The organism is Paraburkholderia lebeckiae, assembly GCF_050436225.1.
Lineage (GTDB): Bacteria > Pseudomonadota > Gammaproteobacteria > Burkholderiales > Burkholderiaceae > Paraburkholderia > Paraburkholderia tuberum.
Window position 1 is genome coordinate 2051405 of the sequence record NZ_JBNDLU010000002.1, and the last position, 18801, is coordinate 2070205.

Below are 18801 nucleotides of genomic sequence, written 5' to 3' on the forward strand. Positions count from 1 at the left end.
TCTGTCTGGCTATGGATCACGCTTCAGGACGACCGCTTTGCGGATCACGTGGATGGATCATTCCGGCACCTGTCCCTGGGGAATAGGCACGGACGCGTGCTTCGCAGCGGACAGCGCTGCCTTGGGCAACGGCGGCGGTCCGCCCGGTTTGGGCGCTTTCGCGCCAGGCGCCGCGGGCTCGATGAAGATGCGGGTGGGCAGAGAAAAGCCCCTGAGCGCCAGCAACTCCAGCGGCCCCTTGCCCACGTCTGTGCGGATGAGGTAACGCAACGGATGCGTCATGCCTGGCGGTGCAGGTGCGAGTGCCTCCTTCGCGGTCAACGCCGCAGGATCCGCACCCTCCTCCGCCTTCTTTACGATGGCCTTCGGGTCGGAGTTTTCGGGTCGGGTCTGCCACGTCAGCTGGTAAGTCGCGCTGTCGACCGGTTCGACACTGGCGTGCTCGAGCATGCGCACGAGCGCCCACCGGCCGCTATATTCGAAAGTGCGGTTCGTGCCAGCCGTATCCGTCTGCCATTCGAGCCGTGTGCCGGCGCTTTGCGGATCGTGCGATGGCCATGTCATCGTGCGCCACGTCTGCACCTGGTTGTAGTAGTGCAGCGTCTGGGTATCGAGCGTGAGCAGCGTATCCGTGATGCCGGGTGTGGGCACGGGCTGGAGCGCAAACGTGTACTGCGGCTCGCCCTGCGCGAGAAGGTGACCGGCGATCTGCTGCAGCGTATTGATGGCCTTGAGGAAGGCGGGATCAAAGGCCCGGGTCGTGCCAGCCACCCCGCTGCCCGCGCCCGTTCCCCCCGACGCTGCCACCCACTGATCGCCCCGCAGTTGCAGGGCGCCGGCAAGCTGGGTGGAGAGGAAGGTGTTGATCAGGCCGCCCTGGGGACGCACGAACCGCGCAAATTCGGGCAGCGACGCATCGTTGGCGGTGTTCGCAAACGGATAGCGCCCGGCAAACGAGTGGTTCCATGCGGCAACGATCGTCTGGCGCCACGCGTCGTTCAGGCTCGCCTGTGCCGGCCGCAGCACAGTCTGCGTGGCCCGTTCGATGGGCTGCACGAAAAGCGCGCTGCCCATGCCCGCCCATTGTTCGCCCAGGCTTGCCGCAACGAGCTGGGCATAGGCCAGCGTATCGGAAAGCTCGGAGCCCTTGCCCTGGAAGAGCCCCTGTGCGACCTGGCGCGCCTGGTCGTCCGGGTCGACGCTGTCGCTGATCTGCTGCAGCTTCAGTCGTAGCGTCGTCACGCGTTCCGTGAACCGTTCCATGCTCAGGTCGCTGGCCGCGGCAGGCGCCGCGTTGCCGTTGCCCGCGAGGCCAACCAGCTTGAGCACAGGTCCGAAAGAGGCGTCAAGCGGTCCGGCCGGCGTGGCCTGCGCAGCCTGGGGCGAGTCGTCCTTCCTGCCGAACAGGTTCTGTGCCTTCGTGACCAGCGCATCGGAAAGCGAGGCCTGCTGCGCGCCCGCTCCACCCTGCCAGGCAAGCGTCTTCATCAGCGCAATGAGCGGCGACTGCCGCGCATCGGCGATAAGCGTCAGTTGACCAACGGCAGCCGGCAGCGTCGGCGCGGCTTCGCACCGGATGCTGTTCATGAAATCCTGCCAGTGCTCGACATAGTCGGAGAAGTAGTGCGCGCGCAGGGCGGTGCGCAGTGCATCAGGTGTCATTGCCGTGCCGGCCTGTGATTCTCTGGTGTTGCCGAGCACCCAGTTACCCTCGACGCCATTGTGTTTTGCGGCATCGTCTATCGCGGCCTCGATGGAGCTCTCCCAGGCCTGGCGCGTGAAAACGCCAGGAACCGTTGCCGAGGTCGAGAAAAGGCCTCGCGTGTCCGTGCCCGCGGTGAGCGAAGCAAGGGTCTGGTCGGGGTACTTGTGGCCCACCGAATCGAGGATGCCCTGGTAGATCGTGTCCTCGGAGTTTCTGACGCCGATGATTGCCAGCAGGGTCTGGCGCGCGTTGCCCACGAGATCCTCGCGCGGCTGGATGTGCCAGTCGGGATGGGCGGGGAGGTGCTGTGTCCAGAAGCCCATCAGCTGCGTGGACAGGTCGAGTTTCTCGCCGGGGCGCAGACCCGTGTCGATGTTCCAGTGATGCGCAAGCTGCGGTGTCATGAAGGCGGGATCGGCGCGCTGCGGGTCCGCCATCATCAGGTAGGTCTTGAGCGCCTGCTCACCGCTCTGCGCCATCTGGCTGCTCTGGGTGTCGACCTGGGCGGTCGACATCTGCCCGAGGTCGACGAGCTGGCCTTCGATGTCCTGCTGGACTGGCGCAATGAGGAGCGGCTTTGCGGCGCGCGCGTACGGCGTCCACAGCGCATTGAGCACAGCCCGGTCGTGGTTCAGACCAAAGCGGGTAAGCAGCGGCGTATGTTCCTGCACGCGTGCCTCGTGCAGACCAATGCGCTGCTGGAGTCCGTGCAGTGCGCGCAGACGACCGGGGGTGTCGCTCGCGCGGTCAAGCGCCTGCAGGGACTCTTTCGTAAGCATGACCTCGTGTGCGTTGTTCATGCCCGAGATGAGCATGCCGGCGCTCCACAGGCCGATGAGGGCAAGCGCAATCACCGAGATGATCGTCACCGGATTGGAAAACGTACGGCGGCCCGGCGTATGGTTCGCTGTGACAGCGAGATGACGCCACAGCGGCAGACGGGAGCTGTCCGGGGAGCCCGACGTTGTTGCGCCCGCGAGGGCCAGCGGGGCGAAGAAAACACCTGCGACCGGCAACGCCCGCCGGTGCCAGTCCGAGAGGCCCGTGATCCAGCGCGCGAGCGGCGTCGCGCGGGTATCGAGCCGTCGCGACAGTTCTGACGCGTAGTCGTCGTTGCCGTTACCGGCAAGCTGATGCACGCTGCGGTCAGCCATCCGGTCGCGCAGTTCGAACAGCGCTGTCTCAACGGCGGAGAAACTGAGCGGGCGGGTGAATTCGCAGCCGGTCACGGGCGCGTCGATCCGGCGCACGGAATCGGTGCCAGCGACGTCAACAACAAACACCGGAGCCGACCAGCGCAGAACCTCCCTGATGCGTGCGAGGTGAAGACCCCAGAGATTCTTCTCTTGCGGGTCGTTAAGCAGCAGCGTTCCGTCATCCAGCACGAGTGCAATCGCATCGAGCGGGCGGCTCCATCGGAGCCGCCGGATCTGGCGCAGCCACAATTCATCCGGACGACCGTCGGCGCCCAGGCCGCCCCATAGCAGCACGGCGTCGTCTGTCACCAGCGAGCCCTTCGTGGCCAGTTCCGGCATCAGGACCGTGACGGTCGCGGCGTCTCCCGCAACCAGCACCCACGGCTGAACGTGGGCCCAGCGAAACCAGCGCTTCTGCTTCAGATGCAGCTTCAGGTCCTTTGCCCACGTCGCGACCTGCTCTGTCCGGTTCTTTGCGGCGTTAGCTGCAGGATCAGTCTTCTGCGCCGGTTCGGCGCCCTGGTCCTTCGATGCCTGCTGGATCGTGTCCCGCTTCTGCTTGCGTCGCTGAAGAAGAAAGCCGATTCCGGCCATGGCGAGGATTGCTACAGGGATAAGAACGGTCCGATTCCGGGTGAACCAGCCGGCCAGATCCTTCATGTCCACGGTAGAGAAAATCAACCACGCCGCCGCTGCGATGAGCGCGGCAGTAATCAGAATCCGCCCCACGATACGTTTTTTTTCGCTCTTCAAACCGTTGTTTCCTTTTGAGGCAGGGGCGAGATGGTGCACAGATCAAGAGCCTCGGACGCGGGGTCACGCCAGGCGACGAGCTGTGGCCCGCCTCCGTGCATTGCTTCCATCGCAATTGCGAGTGCAATCCAGCTACTGGCCGGCCCTGGCAGTCCCAGAGATTTGTCGAGCAGACGTTCGACTGCAGAGTCCTTCGGATCCTCTGTGAGCGCTGAACGGATGGCAGTCGACTCCCCCTCTTCGCAGCCGGTGAACCACGCAAGTGCCAGACGTTCAGGAGGCACCTGGTACTCCTTGATTTGTGAAAGCCCAATCCCCAGCGCATCGCCTGTGCTCGTCATGGGGCGGAATATGCGACCTGTCTGCGCCGCGCCTGGTGCAATCAGAAAGGCCGCAGCTCCTTCGCTGAACTCGTGTTCTTGTTCCCCATCCGCCCAGAGCTGTGCGGCAATCACGACTCGCGTAGCTGGATCGACGGTGCTCACCTGTCGGGTGATCCACTGAACACTGTCCCTGGCTGATTGCACTTCGACGTGAATTGTCGTCCTTGGAGCCAGAAGCGCAAAAATGCGCAGTACCCGCTCGGTCCAGGCATCGTCATCTCCTAGAGATGCGTCATCTAGCATCAGCGTGACGATGACCTCTTTATGGAGTCGTAGCGTGTCAGCAAAACGCCGGGCGACGAGATGCAACAGGCGCGTACGTCGGAACGCAGTCGTGCGGCCTTTCACCCAGTCAAATGTTACGGTTCGGTCGCTGTTGGTTGGGAGGTCGGCTTTCGCACCGGCAAAACTGGCAATCTCATCTGTGGCTGCGGGAAAGGCTGCTGCATCGACGACGCATAAATCGCGACGAGTCCATTCACGCCACATGCTTTTAAGGCGTTCCTGCTCCTTTTCGGATTCCTCCGCGTCGGTCTGCTCGTCTTCCCAGTGATCCAACTTTGCACCGAACGTAAGAGCACAGGCAACCAGCGGCGCACCGATGAGAGTGGCCCAGAACTGAAACGTCTGTGTCGACTTGCCGTGCGGCCACAGCAGCAAGACGGCACCTGCTGCTCCCACAGCGACAACAGTGAGCGTAGGCAGCCACAGGCGCCAGGAGATCGGTTTCGGGTACTCGATCTTTGTGAAAACTGGAATAGGCCAAGACATCAAGAAATAATGGCTATAAGATCTACAGCCTGCGCCGCTACCGCAGGCAAAAGTACCGGGAAAATAGAGACGGAAAACTTTTTCATGGCGACTCTATCCGATCACTTCACCAGGAACAGCTTTCCGGGAGGGACTGATATCCAATTGCCATTGAAATGCTCAATATTCGGATCCAAGTCAAATAAACCGGTCACATCTTTGTTGCCGGTCATCTCGAGAAGGTGCACCGTATCCTTAGATGCACTTCCGAATAAGCGTATCTCACTTGCCTTGTTCTCGTAAGCGTAGCTGCCATATGCGCAGTCGCCGAATTTCTGTGCAGAATATCGGATTCTATATTTTCCAATTGTCCCGGTTTTCGATGAAGCTTTTTCAGATGGAATCGGCGAAAGCATGCAATCCAAACTACTGACGTATAGAGTGGTGCTTTCTCCTGACGCCCCCACAAAAGCGAATTCTCCTCTGGAAATTCCGCCCGGAATCAACTCATAACCACGGACAGAGAATAGTTTTTGTGCCTTTTCATTGAATACAATCGTGGTTTCCTGAGCAGGATCTGGGTATGCTTGCTTGGCGCATAACGCTATGCGGTAGCTGCCGTATTCAATACCCTGGGGCGCAGCACAGTCTTTAGCGACAACGTTCCGCAGCCAATCTAGTCCCGTTCGATATTTGAGAAGATGCTCTTCGTTAACAGTGGCTTCCGGATCGAATTGGCGCAGGGGAGCCAAGGAACACGACACGCCAACCGACCGGTTTCCGTCGTTTGAGTCAAAAACCGATTTGTAAGCGCAGTCAGTAAACGGCACACCTTCCCGCTCAATAATGGGAATGGTGATGTCGTATTTATCGCGCGAGCCGTCGGTCACTATTTTGATGAGCGGCTCTCCTGTCGTCGATTTTTCAACGCTTGATGACATGGCAGCATTACTGACGACTACATTAGAAAATTGGCCAAGGTTCTTCCCGTCACGAAAAATGGATAAAATATCGTCCTTAGTCGAGAAAGACAGTGCTGATGTCGGTGCAGAAAAAGCCAAAGAAGAAATCAATGCCAAAGCGAAAATGGCCGATCCTACAGATTGCTTCAGCATTTGCATGACTCCAGAATCGCTTTGAATCTAACGGCGAACCCCGCAATTTCTTGTGCGCAGTCAAGTCCATTTATTATTCTGCGCGCATTAAAATAGTCTTGATGCGCGTTGTTGATGTAGTCGGAGAGCTTCTTCCCTGTGAATAGCCCAACGTCCATTCCATAGGCAGCAACTGCCGCGGCAATAGGGGGATCCATTGCCTTGTCCGGGTTATTTACCAAGTCAACGCCTAGAGCCTGACCAGCACGGCGGTATAATTTTTTCCACGTAAGTTGTACGTATCCGCGGCCTCTATATGTATATCCATCACCCTGCTGGGTATTTTCCATCGATTGAGCGCGCGTTCTCCACGCTTGGGTGGAAGCCAAAACGGGGTCGTATTTATTAAAATAGGCAATTGGCCCACTTTCCGCGATGGGGGCAAAATAGATCGTCTTATGGATATCCTGGTGATATTTCGCCGTTTCCAAGCGGGCAGTTGCCAAGATATAGGCGATATAAAGGATATTGCACTCGCCATTCTTAAACTTCTTGTAATACTCTAAAAGTAGCCGCAAATATCGTTCGAGATTCGCTTTCGAATCGTCATCAAGGGGGTGAGTTCCAGCAGCAAAATTCTGATGCTGGGTGGCATATAGCGCAATGAACCTCTCAACGTTAATACATCCGCATGCGCACGTAAAATTTCCGATCAAGGCGACTGGGTGAATGTGATTCACGACAGGGGTGGACGGAAACCCATCGACCTTCCCTTTGACCGAATCCCACCACTGGAGCTTCCTGATGCGCTCCAGTTCACATTTCCAGTTCTCGGCTGCGTTGCGCATGAGCGGCGTAAGCGCTTCCCAGCGACTTGTGCCGCCACCCCATTCACTCTCATATTTCAGAATGACGTGACCGAGTTCACTCGCGAGCCATCGACGTCCTAGTGCCTGCCGCAACTTGACCGCAGTCACAACTACTCTGCCATCCTTACCTTGTTGGTCCTTTGCCCCGCCCGTTGACGGCAAACGGCTTACAGTCTGCTCAAGCTTTGAAAGGAGCACGCTATTACCCACGGCCTCGGTCGAGGGTGTAAACGCCTTCTGCTCTTTCGGGCTTGCTGACCCCGTGATCGAGAGATTGCGCTTAAAAGCATCAGCGAGATTGATGCTCGTTGCGTCAACGATTTCAAAGCCCGGCCATGCCCACGGACTTTCCCAATGGGTGCCGGGTTGATTCCCACTACGGTCAGATTTCCCGCCACACACCCAACCTGTGGCCGCTTGCCCCGAAGCTGTCCCAACCTCAAGGCGCCACCAGCTTACACCCTTGTCATCGACTGCAACGCTACCTTCCCCCAGCGAATCCAATTCGGCACGCGGATAAGCGACTGGATCTGAGTTGACCGGTGAACTGGCTTGACTCGATTGCAGGGGAAACGACTTCCATGCTGATAGTCCGTTCGGAGAATTGAGTCGGCTTAGATTCGAACGCGCAATCCAGACGGCAGCTTGGTATTGCTGCGCTTGACCCGCCGGACCAGAAATCCACGGCTGGACTTGTACCCAAGGCCCAGCTTTTGGGCTGGTAGAGGTAAGGGTAAGCTTCGCAAGCTGCACCCCGTCGCCGAGTTTGACGTCAGCGCCGACTGGCTTTGCGATGAGCTTCGCACCTGCCTGGATAACGAAAATGGTTTTGTCACTTTGGGGCAGCTCCGCAGCCCGCGCCCGGCTTTTCTCGATGAACGCCTTTAGCGTTTCGTCGGCGAAAACCTCCAGATGCAGCAACTGCCGGCTCGGGACCGGCGGCAGAGGCGTTGAGGTTTCGTAGTCGATATATTCTCCAAGCTGCCCCAACAATGTCCCCGCACTCACGTGGAGGGGGTGGTCCGACGGGGCAATAACCACGGTGCCGACACCCGTCGGCTCCTTTACGGCCTGCTGATCGTGCAGATAGACCCACCCCCAGTCTCCTTCGGGTGTCAGCGGTGTTTCAGTCTCTTTGACGACGTCGGGGACGGGACCCTCCCCTGGCGCAGCCTTCGCCCTGACGCCATCTGGAACCAGCCATGGCGCTTGCGGTCCGTCTTCCCAGCCGAAATAATCACCGCTCTGAGGAGCAACCATCGTCCCCGATGTAATCGCCTTGATATGCCCCCACGGACCGCGCGTTTCGCCGACGGTGATTTCACTTCCTTCTGGTAAAAAGCCGACATATTGCCCAGGGGTGAACCTGTTTTTCTTGCCTGCCGTCGGCGCCGTGTATACGAGCGCACCGGACGCGCCACCTCCCACCTGTGTGCCCGTGGCCCCAATGCGGAATGCCGTCACACCAGGCCACCAGCCCGGGCGATCAAGTTTGCCGTCCGCCAGATAGGTGCTCCAGTCCGCCATGTGCATATAGAGGCTGAAGAATGTCAGCGTCTCGTCGGCTGGTTGTGCGGTGGTACTTCCAGGCGCTGCAGGCATTGTCATTTTGTGACGGACCAGCACAAAGCCTGTCGAGTACAGAGCCCAGTCCCGCGTCTGCGTGAACTGCAGATGCGGGTACGTATCGTCGAGCTTGTAGGCGACGATATCTCCGTCAGCAATAACCCGCACGCCCTTGGACTGGTCTACGCGTGACGCAGAAGCCGGACCAAAGTGAACGCCGCCGTGCGGAAAGCCATTTACACCAAGCGGGAAAAAACCATCGCTCATGGCTCCCAGCGCACCGTAGAAAATCTGCGGATCGGTGATTTCCTTACCATCCTTCGCTGGAAAAGGATATCGCCATGTCAGTGACGAAGCAGACGGTGTATTTGCCGGATTGTTCTGCGGCGCCGGCGGATGGTTTTGTGGAGAGGCCATTTACAGATCGAATGAGTTTAGCCAGAAAACCTGGAGCCATGCCCGGTCAGGTCGGGGAGGTCATTTGCCGTGGGCAGCTTCGGGGAAATCTGCATCGACGCCGCGCCCTTCTTCTGGATCGTAATGACCTTGAAGAACAGGTCGGCAGGACCACCGAGCGTGACGTTGCCGTCCTTGAGCTGGATGAATGCGCCACCACATTCGAGAACGAGTTCGTTCTTTGCGCTGATGCGTACCGTACCGTTCACGCTCGACACCGACACGTCCTGATCGGCAAGCAGTGACATTGCATCGCTCTGGGCCTGAATCTCGACCGGGCCTTTCGCTGCAAAGATCTTGATACCGAGCTTCTGCGCGAACAGCGAAATCTTCTCGCCGGCCGCAACGGTGAACCGCTTCACCACGCTCCAGTCGGCGTTCTTTCCGGCAACAGCCGAGATATTGTCCTTTGCTGCGAACTGCAGACCCTGGCCCGTGACGAGTGCCGCAGAGGCCGGCGTGCTCATGAGCAGCCCCGGTTTCTTCAGGCCGTCAAGATCAGCCCTCATCTGCTGCTGCGCGTCGGTGTCGGCAGGTTCGGCCTTCGCACTGCTGGCGGACGCTGCCAGCGCCCTTGCAGTCGCCAGCGCGCTCTCGAGTTGAGCGATGGTCTCCTGCATGTCGAGCTGCTTGCCGCTCGCGGCCGGGCGATCATACGCCGTCAGGTGCAGACCTTTACCCGCCCGGTTGACTCCGTAACCCGCTGTCCGGAGCTCGTAGCCTTCACCCCGGTATTCGAGCTTCTGGTTCACCAGATAGCCGAGATTGAGCTGTGACTTGCCCGAGTGCTCCGTGCTCAGCTTGATGCCTTCCTGGCCCTCCCAGTCCTCCATGCGCAGCTTGTTGTTCTTCTGCGTACGGATCATGTTGCGCGACAGCCAGCGGCGATCGTTGGTGATGAGGTCGCGGGCCTGGCTGTGGTGGTGGAAGGCCGTGATTTCTGGCTTGTCCGGATCCCCATCCCTGAAGGAAATCACGGCTTCGTCATTATCCAGCGCGACGAAGTGCATGCCGGTCTGCAGCTTCCCGGCGAAGGGTTTTGCCATGCGCAGTGGCACACTCTCACCGCCCTTCGGCCAGTCCGCAAAATCCACGTCGAAACGCACCACGTAATAGCCGACGGAATTCAGGTAGCCGTATGTGTACTTGTCCTGACTGCAAATTCGCGCTGAAAGTGTGCCGGCGATCTTGGGCCAGGTCTCCGGTTTCAGTTCAAGACGGAAACGCCGGTCGGCCGGGATGGCCTTATAGCTGTTGGTATAGGGCTTGTCGCGTGCGCCGCTGTGGGTGATCTCGGTGACCACCTGGCCTTTCGGCGCATCGGGCAGAGCAACATCCGTCTCCAGGACACGCGCGCATTGAAGCGCGAGCACGGTGCTCTCACCTTCATACACAACCTGGCGGGCGAGCGCCGCTTCGTGGCGCAACTGTGCTTCCCACTTTGCGCCCTGCTGGTCGAGGTGGTTCGTACCGTAAATATACGGCTGGCCGTAGGTGGTGGGATCGTCTGGCGCAACGTTCGCTTCATCCCGAAAACGCTCCCAGGCGCTCTCAGGGTTATAGTCCGCGACGACGAACGACTGCGGCACCGTCTCCGTATGCGTCCTGATCGATGTGACGGCCTCTACTCCACCCGCTTCGAGACCCGCCGCTTCACGGTACGGCACGATGAGTCGCGGGTCGTAGAGGTAATGGTCGATGTCATCGCCAAACACCACCTGATCGCCGTATTCGGTCTCAACGATATAAAAGTAGATGCCCGACTTCTGCATCAGCATCTGCAGCCAGGCCAGATCATTGATCCTGTACTGGAAACGGAAAAGTTGCTTGAGGTACTGTTTCCGCAGGCGGAAAGAGAACTGGTGTTCGCGCAGACCATGACGTCGCAGGATCGCCGCCATGATTTCCGGTATCGTCTGATGCTGGTAGATCTGCGTGTTGTCGACTGCGGCAAGCCGTCCGATGTGGGATTTCAGGTAAAACTCATATTTCCTGAAATCCTTTGTCGTCTGTATTGTCGAGAAGCGCTCGATGTATCCCGAAAACATCTTCGGCACGCCATCGTCTGGCACGATCGTGAAGACCGCATCCCGGCCCAGGTAGTCGGTGCGTGCAAGCTGGCCCGGATGGGTCACCACGATGCGCACAAGGTTGGGTTCGCCCATTTTTTCGGACGCGTCAAATGACACGACCGAGAGCTGCGCCGCACTGTCAGTCCCCGGCACATCCAGGAAATACGCCTGACGTCCTGGTGTCGCCGTCAGATCCGATACAACCTTCCTCGCTTCGTCATACAGGCTTGCCATGTTTGCTTATTCCTCACCTGATCAGCAGTACGTCGGAACTGCTACGCATGAAATACGATCGCGTAACCAATGGTATTTGGGGTGAGTACATTACGCGCCTTCGATCTGCCAGTGAAGCAGTGCTTATGTCGACATGAAACGTTTGTTGTTTTTAATCGGTCACTGACAATTGTTGACCTTTAAGGCTGGTTTTGAGATGTATCGCGTGCTAAATATCACCAGTTAAGCGAAGCCGGGATATCAGTTACTGAACGATGAGCGCAAGCTTCCAGAACAGCACGCAGCGAGACCAGAAGACCACGACACCCGACTCGTTCACGCGGAACGGTGCGCGTGATGAGCGTGCGCGCGTGGATGCCATAGATGCATTACGCATCGACCACGATCTCGCCACCATCGACCTGTTACTCGGCAGGCAGATCGACACCATCCTCCACCACCCCGCTTTCCAGACGCTCGAGTCGGCATGGCGCGGCCTGCAATTCCTGGTTGACCGGACAGACTTTCGTCGCAACGTGCGTATCGAGGTGCTCGATGTCCCGAAAGAGACCTTGCGCCAGGACTTCGAGGATGCGCCCGAACTGATCCAGAGCGGCCTGTTCCTGCAGACGTACACCCAGGAATATGACACGCCCGGCGCCTACCCTTTCGCCGCGATCATCGGGAACTACGAGTTCGACGCCAGCGCACCCGACATTGCGTTACTGCGTAATCTGTCGAAGGTAGCGGCCGCGGCGCACATGCCATTTATCGGCGCTGTTTCGCCGGAGTTCTTCGGCAGGACGTCGATGGAGGAAGTCGCAGGCATACGCGATCTGTCTGGCCACTTCGAGCGCGCGATCTATCTCAAATGGAAAGCGTTCCGGGAGACGGAGGATGCCCGCTATGTCGGGCTCACGCTGCCCCGGTTTCTTGCACGCCTGCCATACGGGCCCGACATCAATCCCGTGCGAGCTTTCAACTACACCGAGGATGTCCGTAGTGGAGGGAGCAGTGCCTTCGTGTGGGCGAACGCGGCGTTTGCCTTCGCCGTGAACCTCGTGAGAAGTTTCGTGCGCAATGGCTGGTGTCTTCAGATACGGGGCCCCCAGGCCGGTGGCGTGATCCCCGATCTGCCGGTCCATCTTTACGATCTGGATACCGGCCATCTGGGGAAGATTGCTACTGACGCGCTGATTCCTGAAACCCGTGAGTTTGAATTCGCCGAGCTGGGTCTTGTTGCGCTTTCGTACACGAGCAATCACGACTACGCGTGCTTCTATTCCGCGCACTCGACCCAGAAGCCCGCCGTCTTCGACACACGCGGCGCCGCAGCCAACAGCCGCATCAACGCGCGCCTGCCGTACATCTTCCTGCTCTCGCGTATCGCGCACTATCTCAAACTGATCCAGCGCGAGAATATCGGCACCACCAAGGACCGCCGAGTGCTTGAACTGGAACTGAACACATGGATCCGTTCGCTCGTGACGGTCATGACGACACCGGGTGACGACCTGCAGGCTTCACATCCGCTGCGTGAAGCCCGCGTCGTGGTGGAAGACATTGAAGATAACCCGGGCTTCTTTCGCATCGCACTCTTCATTGTTCCGCATTTCCAGATCGAGGGCATGGATGTGAGCCTGTCGCTCATGTCCCAGATGCCGAAGGCAAAGCGTTGAACCCCGACCACTCTCCCTACCTGAATTACGACGACTTTCAACGATGAAGATAACGAAACCCCTGTGGACGCGTGGCATTTTCATGACGCCGCAGCACTTCCAGCAGCAGGCGCTGTGGGAGCAGTTCGCCAACGAGCAGGTCGCCCGTATCGCAAGTCCCGACGCCTGGGGGGTGATTGGTGTCGCACTGGATACGCAGGCGCTCATGGTCGAGCGGCTACAGCTCGCGAAGCTGACAGCTCGTCTGCGCGATGGTACGTTCATCGACAGCGAAACCGCCGACTGGCTGCCCGCTACGCGCAGTCTGTCAGACGTACCGGCCAGTGTCGAAGCGGTAACGGTGCTCGCCGGGGTAGCGTTGGTTGACGCGCAGGGCAACAATTGCGTCGAGCCTGGAGAGAAACCGGCGCGGCCCCGACGCGTGACCCGCGAATTCGTCCATGTCGTCGACCTCAACGGACAGGAAAAGGAAGAGATCAGCGTCGAGCGCCAGGTCGTGGCACTGCTGTTCGACTTCGAGAAGCCGGACGACTACGTCACGTGTCCCGTTGCCCGTCTCGCGCGCACACCGCAGGGTCGCTTCGAGGTAGATGAGACGTTTGTGCCGCCGTGCCTCTTCCTGTCGGCGAGCACGCGGCTCACGCAACGCATGCGGCGCCTCTCGGAGATTCTGACGGCCAAGAGCGCGAGCCTCGCGGTGCGACGCAAGGAGCGTTCGGACCAGATCGCGGATTTCGCGGTGTCCGATGTTTCGCTCTTCTGGCTGCTGCATTCGGTGAACAGCACGTGGCCCGAACTGGCGCGGCTCGCCCAGGCGCCCGACCAGCACCCCGAACGCCTGTACGCTGTGCTCGCGCGCCTGGCCGGATCACTTCTCACGTTCTCGACCACGGAAACGCTGCAGGCCATCCCCGCCTATGACCATCGTGCGCCGGAACCCGTGTTTGCAGAACTGGAAGAGCTGATCCGCGCGCTGCTGGATGCCGTGATTCCCTCGCGCGTCGTACCGATTGAGCTCGAGCGGCTGCGGACCTCGATGTGGCGCGGCCAGATCAAGGAGGAGCGGCTGACCGTTGACGTCGACTATTACCTGTCGGTCCGCGCGGCGATGCCCGCCCATGCCCTTCTCGAACAGATTCCCGCCTTGTGCAAGATGGGCGCGCCCGACGAAGTCGAGCAGGTCGTCAATTCCGCACTGGCCGGTATTGCGCTGCGTCCGGTGTCGCGTCTTCCTGCCGCGATTCCCGTACGCATTGAGAACCAGTACTTTGCGGTGGACAGTACGGATCCGGCCTTCGCCCGCATGATTGCGGCGCGTGCCTGCCAGATCTACGTGCCCGGGTCGATTCCCGAGGCCGAGCTTGAGCTTTATGCGGTGCTGCCAACATGAAATTGGCCATCGCAGAACCGGGCCCGGACCTGCTGCCCGCATTGCTACCCGTCGCCCTGCGCGACACGGCGCGCACCGTCGTTTCACTTCGCAGTGGCAACCCGCCATCGCTGGAAGTCCTGCGCCGGGACTCCGATGCCCAGATTGTCGGCCTGCGCGAGGAACTGCAGCGGCGCGGACATCCGCGCGATGTGATTGATGACGCGCTCTATGCGCAATGCGCGCTGCTCGATGAAGTAGCCCTCAATGGACTCGGTGGAACGGCGCGTGATACGTGGGAACGCGAACCGCTGCAGGTGCGCGTGTTCGGCCGCAATGATGCGGGCGAAGAGCTGCTCAGGCGGATCGGTCAGCGCCTGCGCGAGGCGAAGCCCGTGCTGCCCCTGCTGGGGATCTTTGCGGCCGTCCTTGGACTCGGGTTCAAGGGCCGTTATGCCCTGAACGAGGCCGAAGCGCGCGAGAAGCTCATCAGTTCGATTGACGAACGTCTTGCGCGTGCCGCTGGCGGTAGCAATGACAGAAGCGCGCCAGATCAGTCAGGCCCGGTGGTGGTAAATCCGTCCCGCCGGCGCCGGCGGCCGCTGTCCCCGCTCGCGTGGGTTCTCCTCGCCGGTATCGCAGCGGGACTTGTCTGGTTCGACATCGACCAGTGGCTGCTGTCGTCGATCGCAGGCATGGCGCACTGAGACACCCATGCGTACAGGACCAGGACTCTTCGAGCGGATCACGGGGCATTTTGCTGATGGGTCGACGGTGAGCGACTTCACACCAGAGGAGCAGACGTTCCTTTCGGTGCGGGACAACATCGAGCGCATCCTGAACAGCCGGCGTCGTTCGCTTGCACATCTGCCGGACTTCGGACTTGACGATCTGTCGGAGATTTACCGGCACCTGCCGTCATCGACCCATAAGCTGCGCAATGCCATCGAGTCGACATTGCTCAAATACGAGCCGCGGCTGAAAGCGGTCGAGATCGAGGTGCATGCGCCGGAGCCCGGCATGATGGTCAGCTTCACGATGGCCTGCCACCTTCATCAGGATGGGCTCGTGCGGTTTGACACGGTGTTCACGCCAGATGGCAAGACCCGTCTGAAAATGCTGCAGGCCGCGCTCGATCGGTATTGATGCGGTCCGGACGACTTCAACGTGAAAAGGAGCATGGCATGGCAACGATGCTGGCAATCAAGGGGAACAGGACGACAACCGGGGGCGAGGTGCTGGACGGCGACGAGGATTTCGCCGACGAGAACGGATCGCTCGCGAAAGATCAGGGACTCGCGTCGTGCGGGCGTTGTGGGCATATCGGTCCCATGCTGGGCACGGCGAAAGGCTGGGGGCTGACGGGTGCCACGGCCGCTGTAAAGGACAACGATATCGTCGCATGCCAGTGCCCGCGCGGGACAAACCGCGTAATCGCTCGCTCCGAGTACTACGATGAGTAATCCAGATCCTGTCATCGTGTCGACTCACAACCGGATCAGCTGATCGTGTTTCCTTCCATTCGTTTGACACCAGCACGTGCCCTCGTCGCCCTCCTGAGCATTGTGGGTGGCATCCTGTTCACCACCAGTGCCCCGGTTCTCGCTGCCGATGACGGAAAACTGGCGCAAGGGCTCACTGACGCCATGCGCCTTGACGGGTCGAAGCAGCACCGGGCGGCCGATTCGGGAGCGGCAATCCAGGCATATATCGCCGCCGGCTATCTGGCCAGAAAGCCCAACGGGGGCGCTGACTATACGGACTACTGGTGGCTCAAAAAGCCCGCGCCCTTTATGGGGCACGAGCTTGTGATGATTAGTGAGCAATACATGAGCAGATGGATTGGTTGCTGTGTTGATCCCGGGCTGGATGTCGCAGTCAGGATCCATGGCAGCACGGTCCGGCTGGAGCAATTTGCGCGGGAGAACAAGTGTTCAATCGACACGAATGCGGATTTGCGCGAACCCGCGAAAGATTCGAAAATTGCCATCACGTCGCTTCGTGCAGGACGCTATGAAATGCTCAGTTGTCACGAGCGTGATATCCAGCAACCGTAAGTCCCTTCTGGTAGCGCCCAGCCGCCTCTGCTGACTCCCCATGCCAGCGCAGCACATCATGCAAGGAGCGTGGTAACCGATGCCGTCTCCTCACCGTCGTCTGCCAATACGGATGCGCGCCTGCATGTCGCCAGCAGGATCAAGCGCGAGGAGCCACCGCCTGAAGCGCGTGACCCGCGAGCTCACGAACTCCGGTGTTGTACCCAGCGCACGTGCTGCGTCACCGAACGTTGCGGAACGTGAGAGCCAGGGTAATCGTCAATCATCCACGTACGCTCGCATTCAGGGTAGATAACCCGGCGCCGGCGCCCGGGAGCGAAGCCGCCGTAGTGAAGTGTGCCGTGGTAGCCACAACGCCCGCAGGTGCCAAGAGGACGGTACCTCAGACCAAGCTTCACCCGCGGCAACCAGACTCCTTCTGGATCGTTCTGCGCGATCAGTTGCCTGAACCACATCAGCCAGTTTGAAACCGCCGGGTAGTCCATGTGCATACGCCGCCCTGCCTCCTCAAGCGGAAGCGGCTGGGACAGCAGCCGGATAAAGTCAGGCGTCTTGTGGGGATGGCGCAGTCGCTTCAAGGGAGATTCAGACATGCACGTATAAGTCCTGCCGCAATCGCGGCACTGAACATCGGCAGGGGTCGGCACTGGAACATCGCGGCACTGGAACATCGGCAGGGGTCGACGCGAACCTGCCCGGTTCAGCAACGCCGTACGCCCGCTCGCGCACTGCGGACACGGGGGAACCGGCGTTTCATCACGAGAGCGCAGCTCTTCCCATAGCGACGTGACCCACGCGGTAAGTGCAATGTCCTCATCCGTTTCCAGATAATCACGGGCAGGCTGCCGCTTGATGGTTTGCCTGACGTCAAATACCGGTCCGTCTGCGGTTGCCGGCGCCAGTCCGGTTGCGCTCGCGTCAAGATCAGTGCCGGACACAACCAGGGTTTTTCGCCGACCGCGTTTCGTGGCCGGCATGGTCACGAAAGCCCCAGCGCACGTGCCGGGTCAAGTACGGTCATCTCGCTCTGCAGTTCAGCGATGCGACGGGACAATGCCGGCCTGTCCGCGTCCTTGCGGTTGCTTGCGGCCTTCAGTGCCCGCACCAGCTGGAGTTTGACCGCGAACACGAGCGCGGGGTCCCAGTGTATGAGCGGCAACGATTTCGCCGCGGCATCAAGCTCGAGCAGCAGCGACATGGCCGTGTCCGCCCGTTCGGCATTCTGTGCGAGACGTGCCATCACAAAGCGCTGCAGGAAGCGGTGCCGCTGCGTTTTCATGCCGGGCAGGCTCCCGAGCCAGGCAAAGGCCGCCTCGATGCCATCACGGGCCGTGAGATCCCTTGCCTGTGCCTCGATCTCCGGCCAGTCGCCCGCCCCTCCTTCCTCGCTGTCGGCCGATACCGGCAGCGGCGCCACGGTCTCCCCCGCTTCGAGGTCGCGCACGACGGCGTGGCGTGCGATCCACTCGAGCGTCGTGTCGTCCGCGAAGGGCGTGCCATCGTTGAACGATAGCCGCTCAATGCCAGGCAGCCGCTCGAGGAAAAGCGCGAAGTCCGCGCGCAGCAGTTCTCGCCATGTGCTGTACGGCGCACCTGCGTGATCGAGCGCAATGTGCTGGAAGTACTGCAGATCGAACCAGAGGTGGTTGACGCCTTCCATGAACGCACCTTCGACGCGCTCAAGCAGTTCGTTCCACTGCTTCTGCAGGACGAGCCGCTTCATCTGCGCGCGCAGTTCCGGGCGCGGAGCGGCAAGCCGTGTATGGGAGGCCGCATCGGCCGGCGGCACGTCGTGCAGGGTATCCCAGCGAATACAGCGCACGAGCCGTACAGACGGCAGGTAGCCCTGCTCCTGATCGCGTAGCCACGAGGCCATCGTGCGAGCCTGATCGAGCAGATCCGGGGTCGAGGCGATCGCCCCGGAGGATGTGCCACCCGTCACGGGTGAGGTGGGCGCCGGCGACGTGTCTGCGGCAACACCGCACGGTTCACCTTTACCTTCGAACCGCGAGATGAGCGGCTGCAGGTTCGGGCGCGCGGCTTCCGCCCATGCGGCCGTCTGTGTCGCCAGGACGTCGAGTGCAGCGAGTGAACGTTCAAGCGCGCGTTCGGTATCGTGGGAAGCTGGCTCGCCGCGGCTCGCGAGCAACTCCACCATGCGGGTGGTGGCCAGCATTTCCAGCGCGCCCTTCTTCGCCTCGGCACGCGCGGGCAGCACCGACTCGCCGAAGCGCTCGATCAGGGCGGCGGCCAGTTCCAGCCCGTCTGCGAATCCGGCCGGGCCATCCTGCCGCAGGCGCGCGCCGGCGTAGTAGCCAGCCACCCGGAGATCCTTGCCGGTTTCCTTGAGCAGTTGCTCGCATGAGCGCACGATCAGTGAGTCGTCGATGCCGGAAAGCCGGGTCGATTCATCCTTGAGCGCAAAGAACGCATCTTCATAGCCGGGATCGCGCCCCACGCCGTGTTCGCCCGGTAGCGGCTGCAGCCAGGCACTCCAGGTATCAAGGCGCGAGCGCGTGAGCTGTTCCGCGTCACGTGACGGAAACAGTGTCCTGAGCAGGCCAGACAGCATCAAGGGATCCCCACCATGCAGAATCAGAAAAAATAACGCCGGGGCGGTACAGTGCCCCGGCGCGGTT

13 protein-coding genes and 1 pseudogene are annotated in these 18801 nt (G+C 60.3%); 6 read left to right on the top strand and 8 right to left on the bottom strand.

The genetic code is table 11. The features are described 5' to 3' along the window. Positions 1 to 57 precede the first annotated feature (57 nt). The 5 genes from OKW45_RS24090 to OKW45_RS24110 all read right to left on the bottom strand — a co-directional run bounded on the left by OKW45_RS24090 (position 58) and on the right by OKW45_RS24110 (position 11078). Positions 58 to 3654 carry an ImcF-related family protein gene (locus tag OKW45_RS24090; RefSeq protein ID WP_429471547.1) on the bottom strand — a complete coding sequence of 1199 codons (3597 nt, stop codon included), beginning with the start codon at positions 3652 to 3654 and terminating at the stop codon, positions 58 to 60. Then, positions 3651 to 4808 (bottom strand): KPHS_23130 family T6SS system protein, encoded by a 1158-nt coding sequence (locus OKW45_RS24095; RefSeq protein ID WP_503129164.1) that lies wholly within the window; start codon positions 4806 to 4808, stop codon positions 3651 to 3653. The genes OKW45_RS24090 and OKW45_RS24095 overlap by 4 nt, the downstream gene beginning before the upstream one ends. Positions 4809 to 4909: 101 nt before the next feature. Beyond that, positions 4910 to 5902 (bottom strand): hypothetical protein, encoded by a 993-nt coding sequence (locus tag OKW45_RS24100; RefSeq protein ID WP_429471551.1) that lies wholly within the window; start codon positions 5900 to 5902, stop codon positions 4910 to 4912. After that, entirely contained in the window at positions 5896 to 8733 is a 2838-nt protein-coding gene (locus OKW45_RS24105) for a glycoside hydrolase family 19 protein (RefSeq protein ID WP_429471553.1), read from the bottom strand. The genes OKW45_RS24100 and OKW45_RS24105 overlap by 7 nt, the downstream gene beginning before the upstream one ends. A gap of 17 nt (positions 8734 to 8750) precedes the next feature. Continuing rightward, positions 8751 to 11078, bottom strand: a complete 2328-nt coding sequence (locus tag OKW45_RS24110) for a type VI secretion system Vgr family protein (RefSeq protein WP_429471555.1) — start codon at positions 11076 to 11078, stop codon at positions 8751 to 8753. A gap of 254 nt (positions 11079 to 11332) precedes the next feature. Here OKW45_RS24110 and tssC point away from each other — a divergent pair, with 254 nt between their 5' ends. From tssC to OKW45_RS24140, 6 genes are read left to right on the top strand one after another with little or no spacing between them, the layout of a single operon-like run. Continuing rightward, positions 11333 to 12736: a type VI secretion system contractile sheath large subunit gene (gene tssC, locus OKW45_RS24115; RefSeq protein WP_429471556.1), complete on the top strand. Its 1404-nt coding sequence runs from the start codon at positions 11333 to 11335 to the stop codon at positions 12734 to 12736. Between the two features lie 43 nt (positions 12737 to 12779). Further along, entirely contained in the window at positions 12780 to 14126 is a 1347-nt protein-coding gene (tssK, locus tag OKW45_RS24120; RefSeq protein ID WP_429471558.1) for a type VI secretion system baseplate subunit TssK, read from the top strand. After that, positions 14123 to 14812, top strand: coding sequence for a DotU/TssL family secretion system protein (locus OKW45_RS24125; RefSeq protein ID WP_429471560.1), 690 nt, complete (start codon positions 14123 to 14125; stop codon positions 14810 to 14812). The genes tssK and OKW45_RS24125 overlap by 4 nt, the downstream gene beginning before the upstream one ends. Before the next feature lie 7 nt (positions 14813 to 14819). Then, positions 14820 to 15251, top strand: a complete 432-nt coding sequence (tssE, locus tag OKW45_RS24130; protein ID WP_429471562.1) for a type VI secretion system baseplate subunit TssE — start codon at positions 14820 to 14822, stop codon at positions 15249 to 15251. A 38-nt stretch (positions 15252 to 15289) separates the two neighbouring features. Next, positions 15290 to 15568, top strand: coding sequence for a PAAR domain-containing protein (locus OKW45_RS24135; RefSeq protein WP_018418266.1), 279 nt, complete (start codon positions 15290 to 15292; stop codon positions 15566 to 15568). A gap of 45 nt (positions 15569 to 15613) precedes the next feature. Beyond that, on the top strand, positions 15614 to 16162 hold the full coding sequence (locus OKW45_RS24140) for a hypothetical protein (RefSeq protein ID WP_429471564.1): 549 nt from the start codon (positions 15614 to 15616) through the stop codon (positions 16160 to 16162). A 90-nt stretch (positions 16163 to 16252) separates the two neighbouring features. On the opposite strand, the pseudogene OKW45_RS24145 reads toward OKW45_RS24140, so the two are convergent. The 3 genes and pseudogenes from OKW45_RS24145 to tssA all read right to left on the bottom strand — a co-directional run. Continuing rightward, a pseudogene (locus tag OKW45_RS24145) lies at positions 16253 to 16372 on the bottom strand (DUF746 domain-containing protein); the annotation flags it as partial. Then, positions 16345 to 17139, bottom strand: a complete 795-nt coding sequence (locus OKW45_RS24150) for a DUF746 domain-containing protein (RefSeq protein ID WP_429473348.1) — start codon at positions 17137 to 17139, stop codon at positions 16345 to 16347. The pseudogene OKW45_RS24145 and the gene OKW45_RS24150, both read right to left, overlap by 28 nt. A 2-nt stretch (positions 17140 to 17141) precedes the next feature. Continuing rightward, positions 17142 to 18734 (bottom strand): type VI secretion system protein TssA, encoded by a 1593-nt coding sequence (tssA, locus tag OKW45_RS24155; RefSeq protein WP_429471566.1) that lies wholly within the window; start codon positions 18732 to 18734, stop codon positions 17142 to 17144. Between the last annotated feature and the right edge of the window lie 67 nt (positions 18735 to 18801).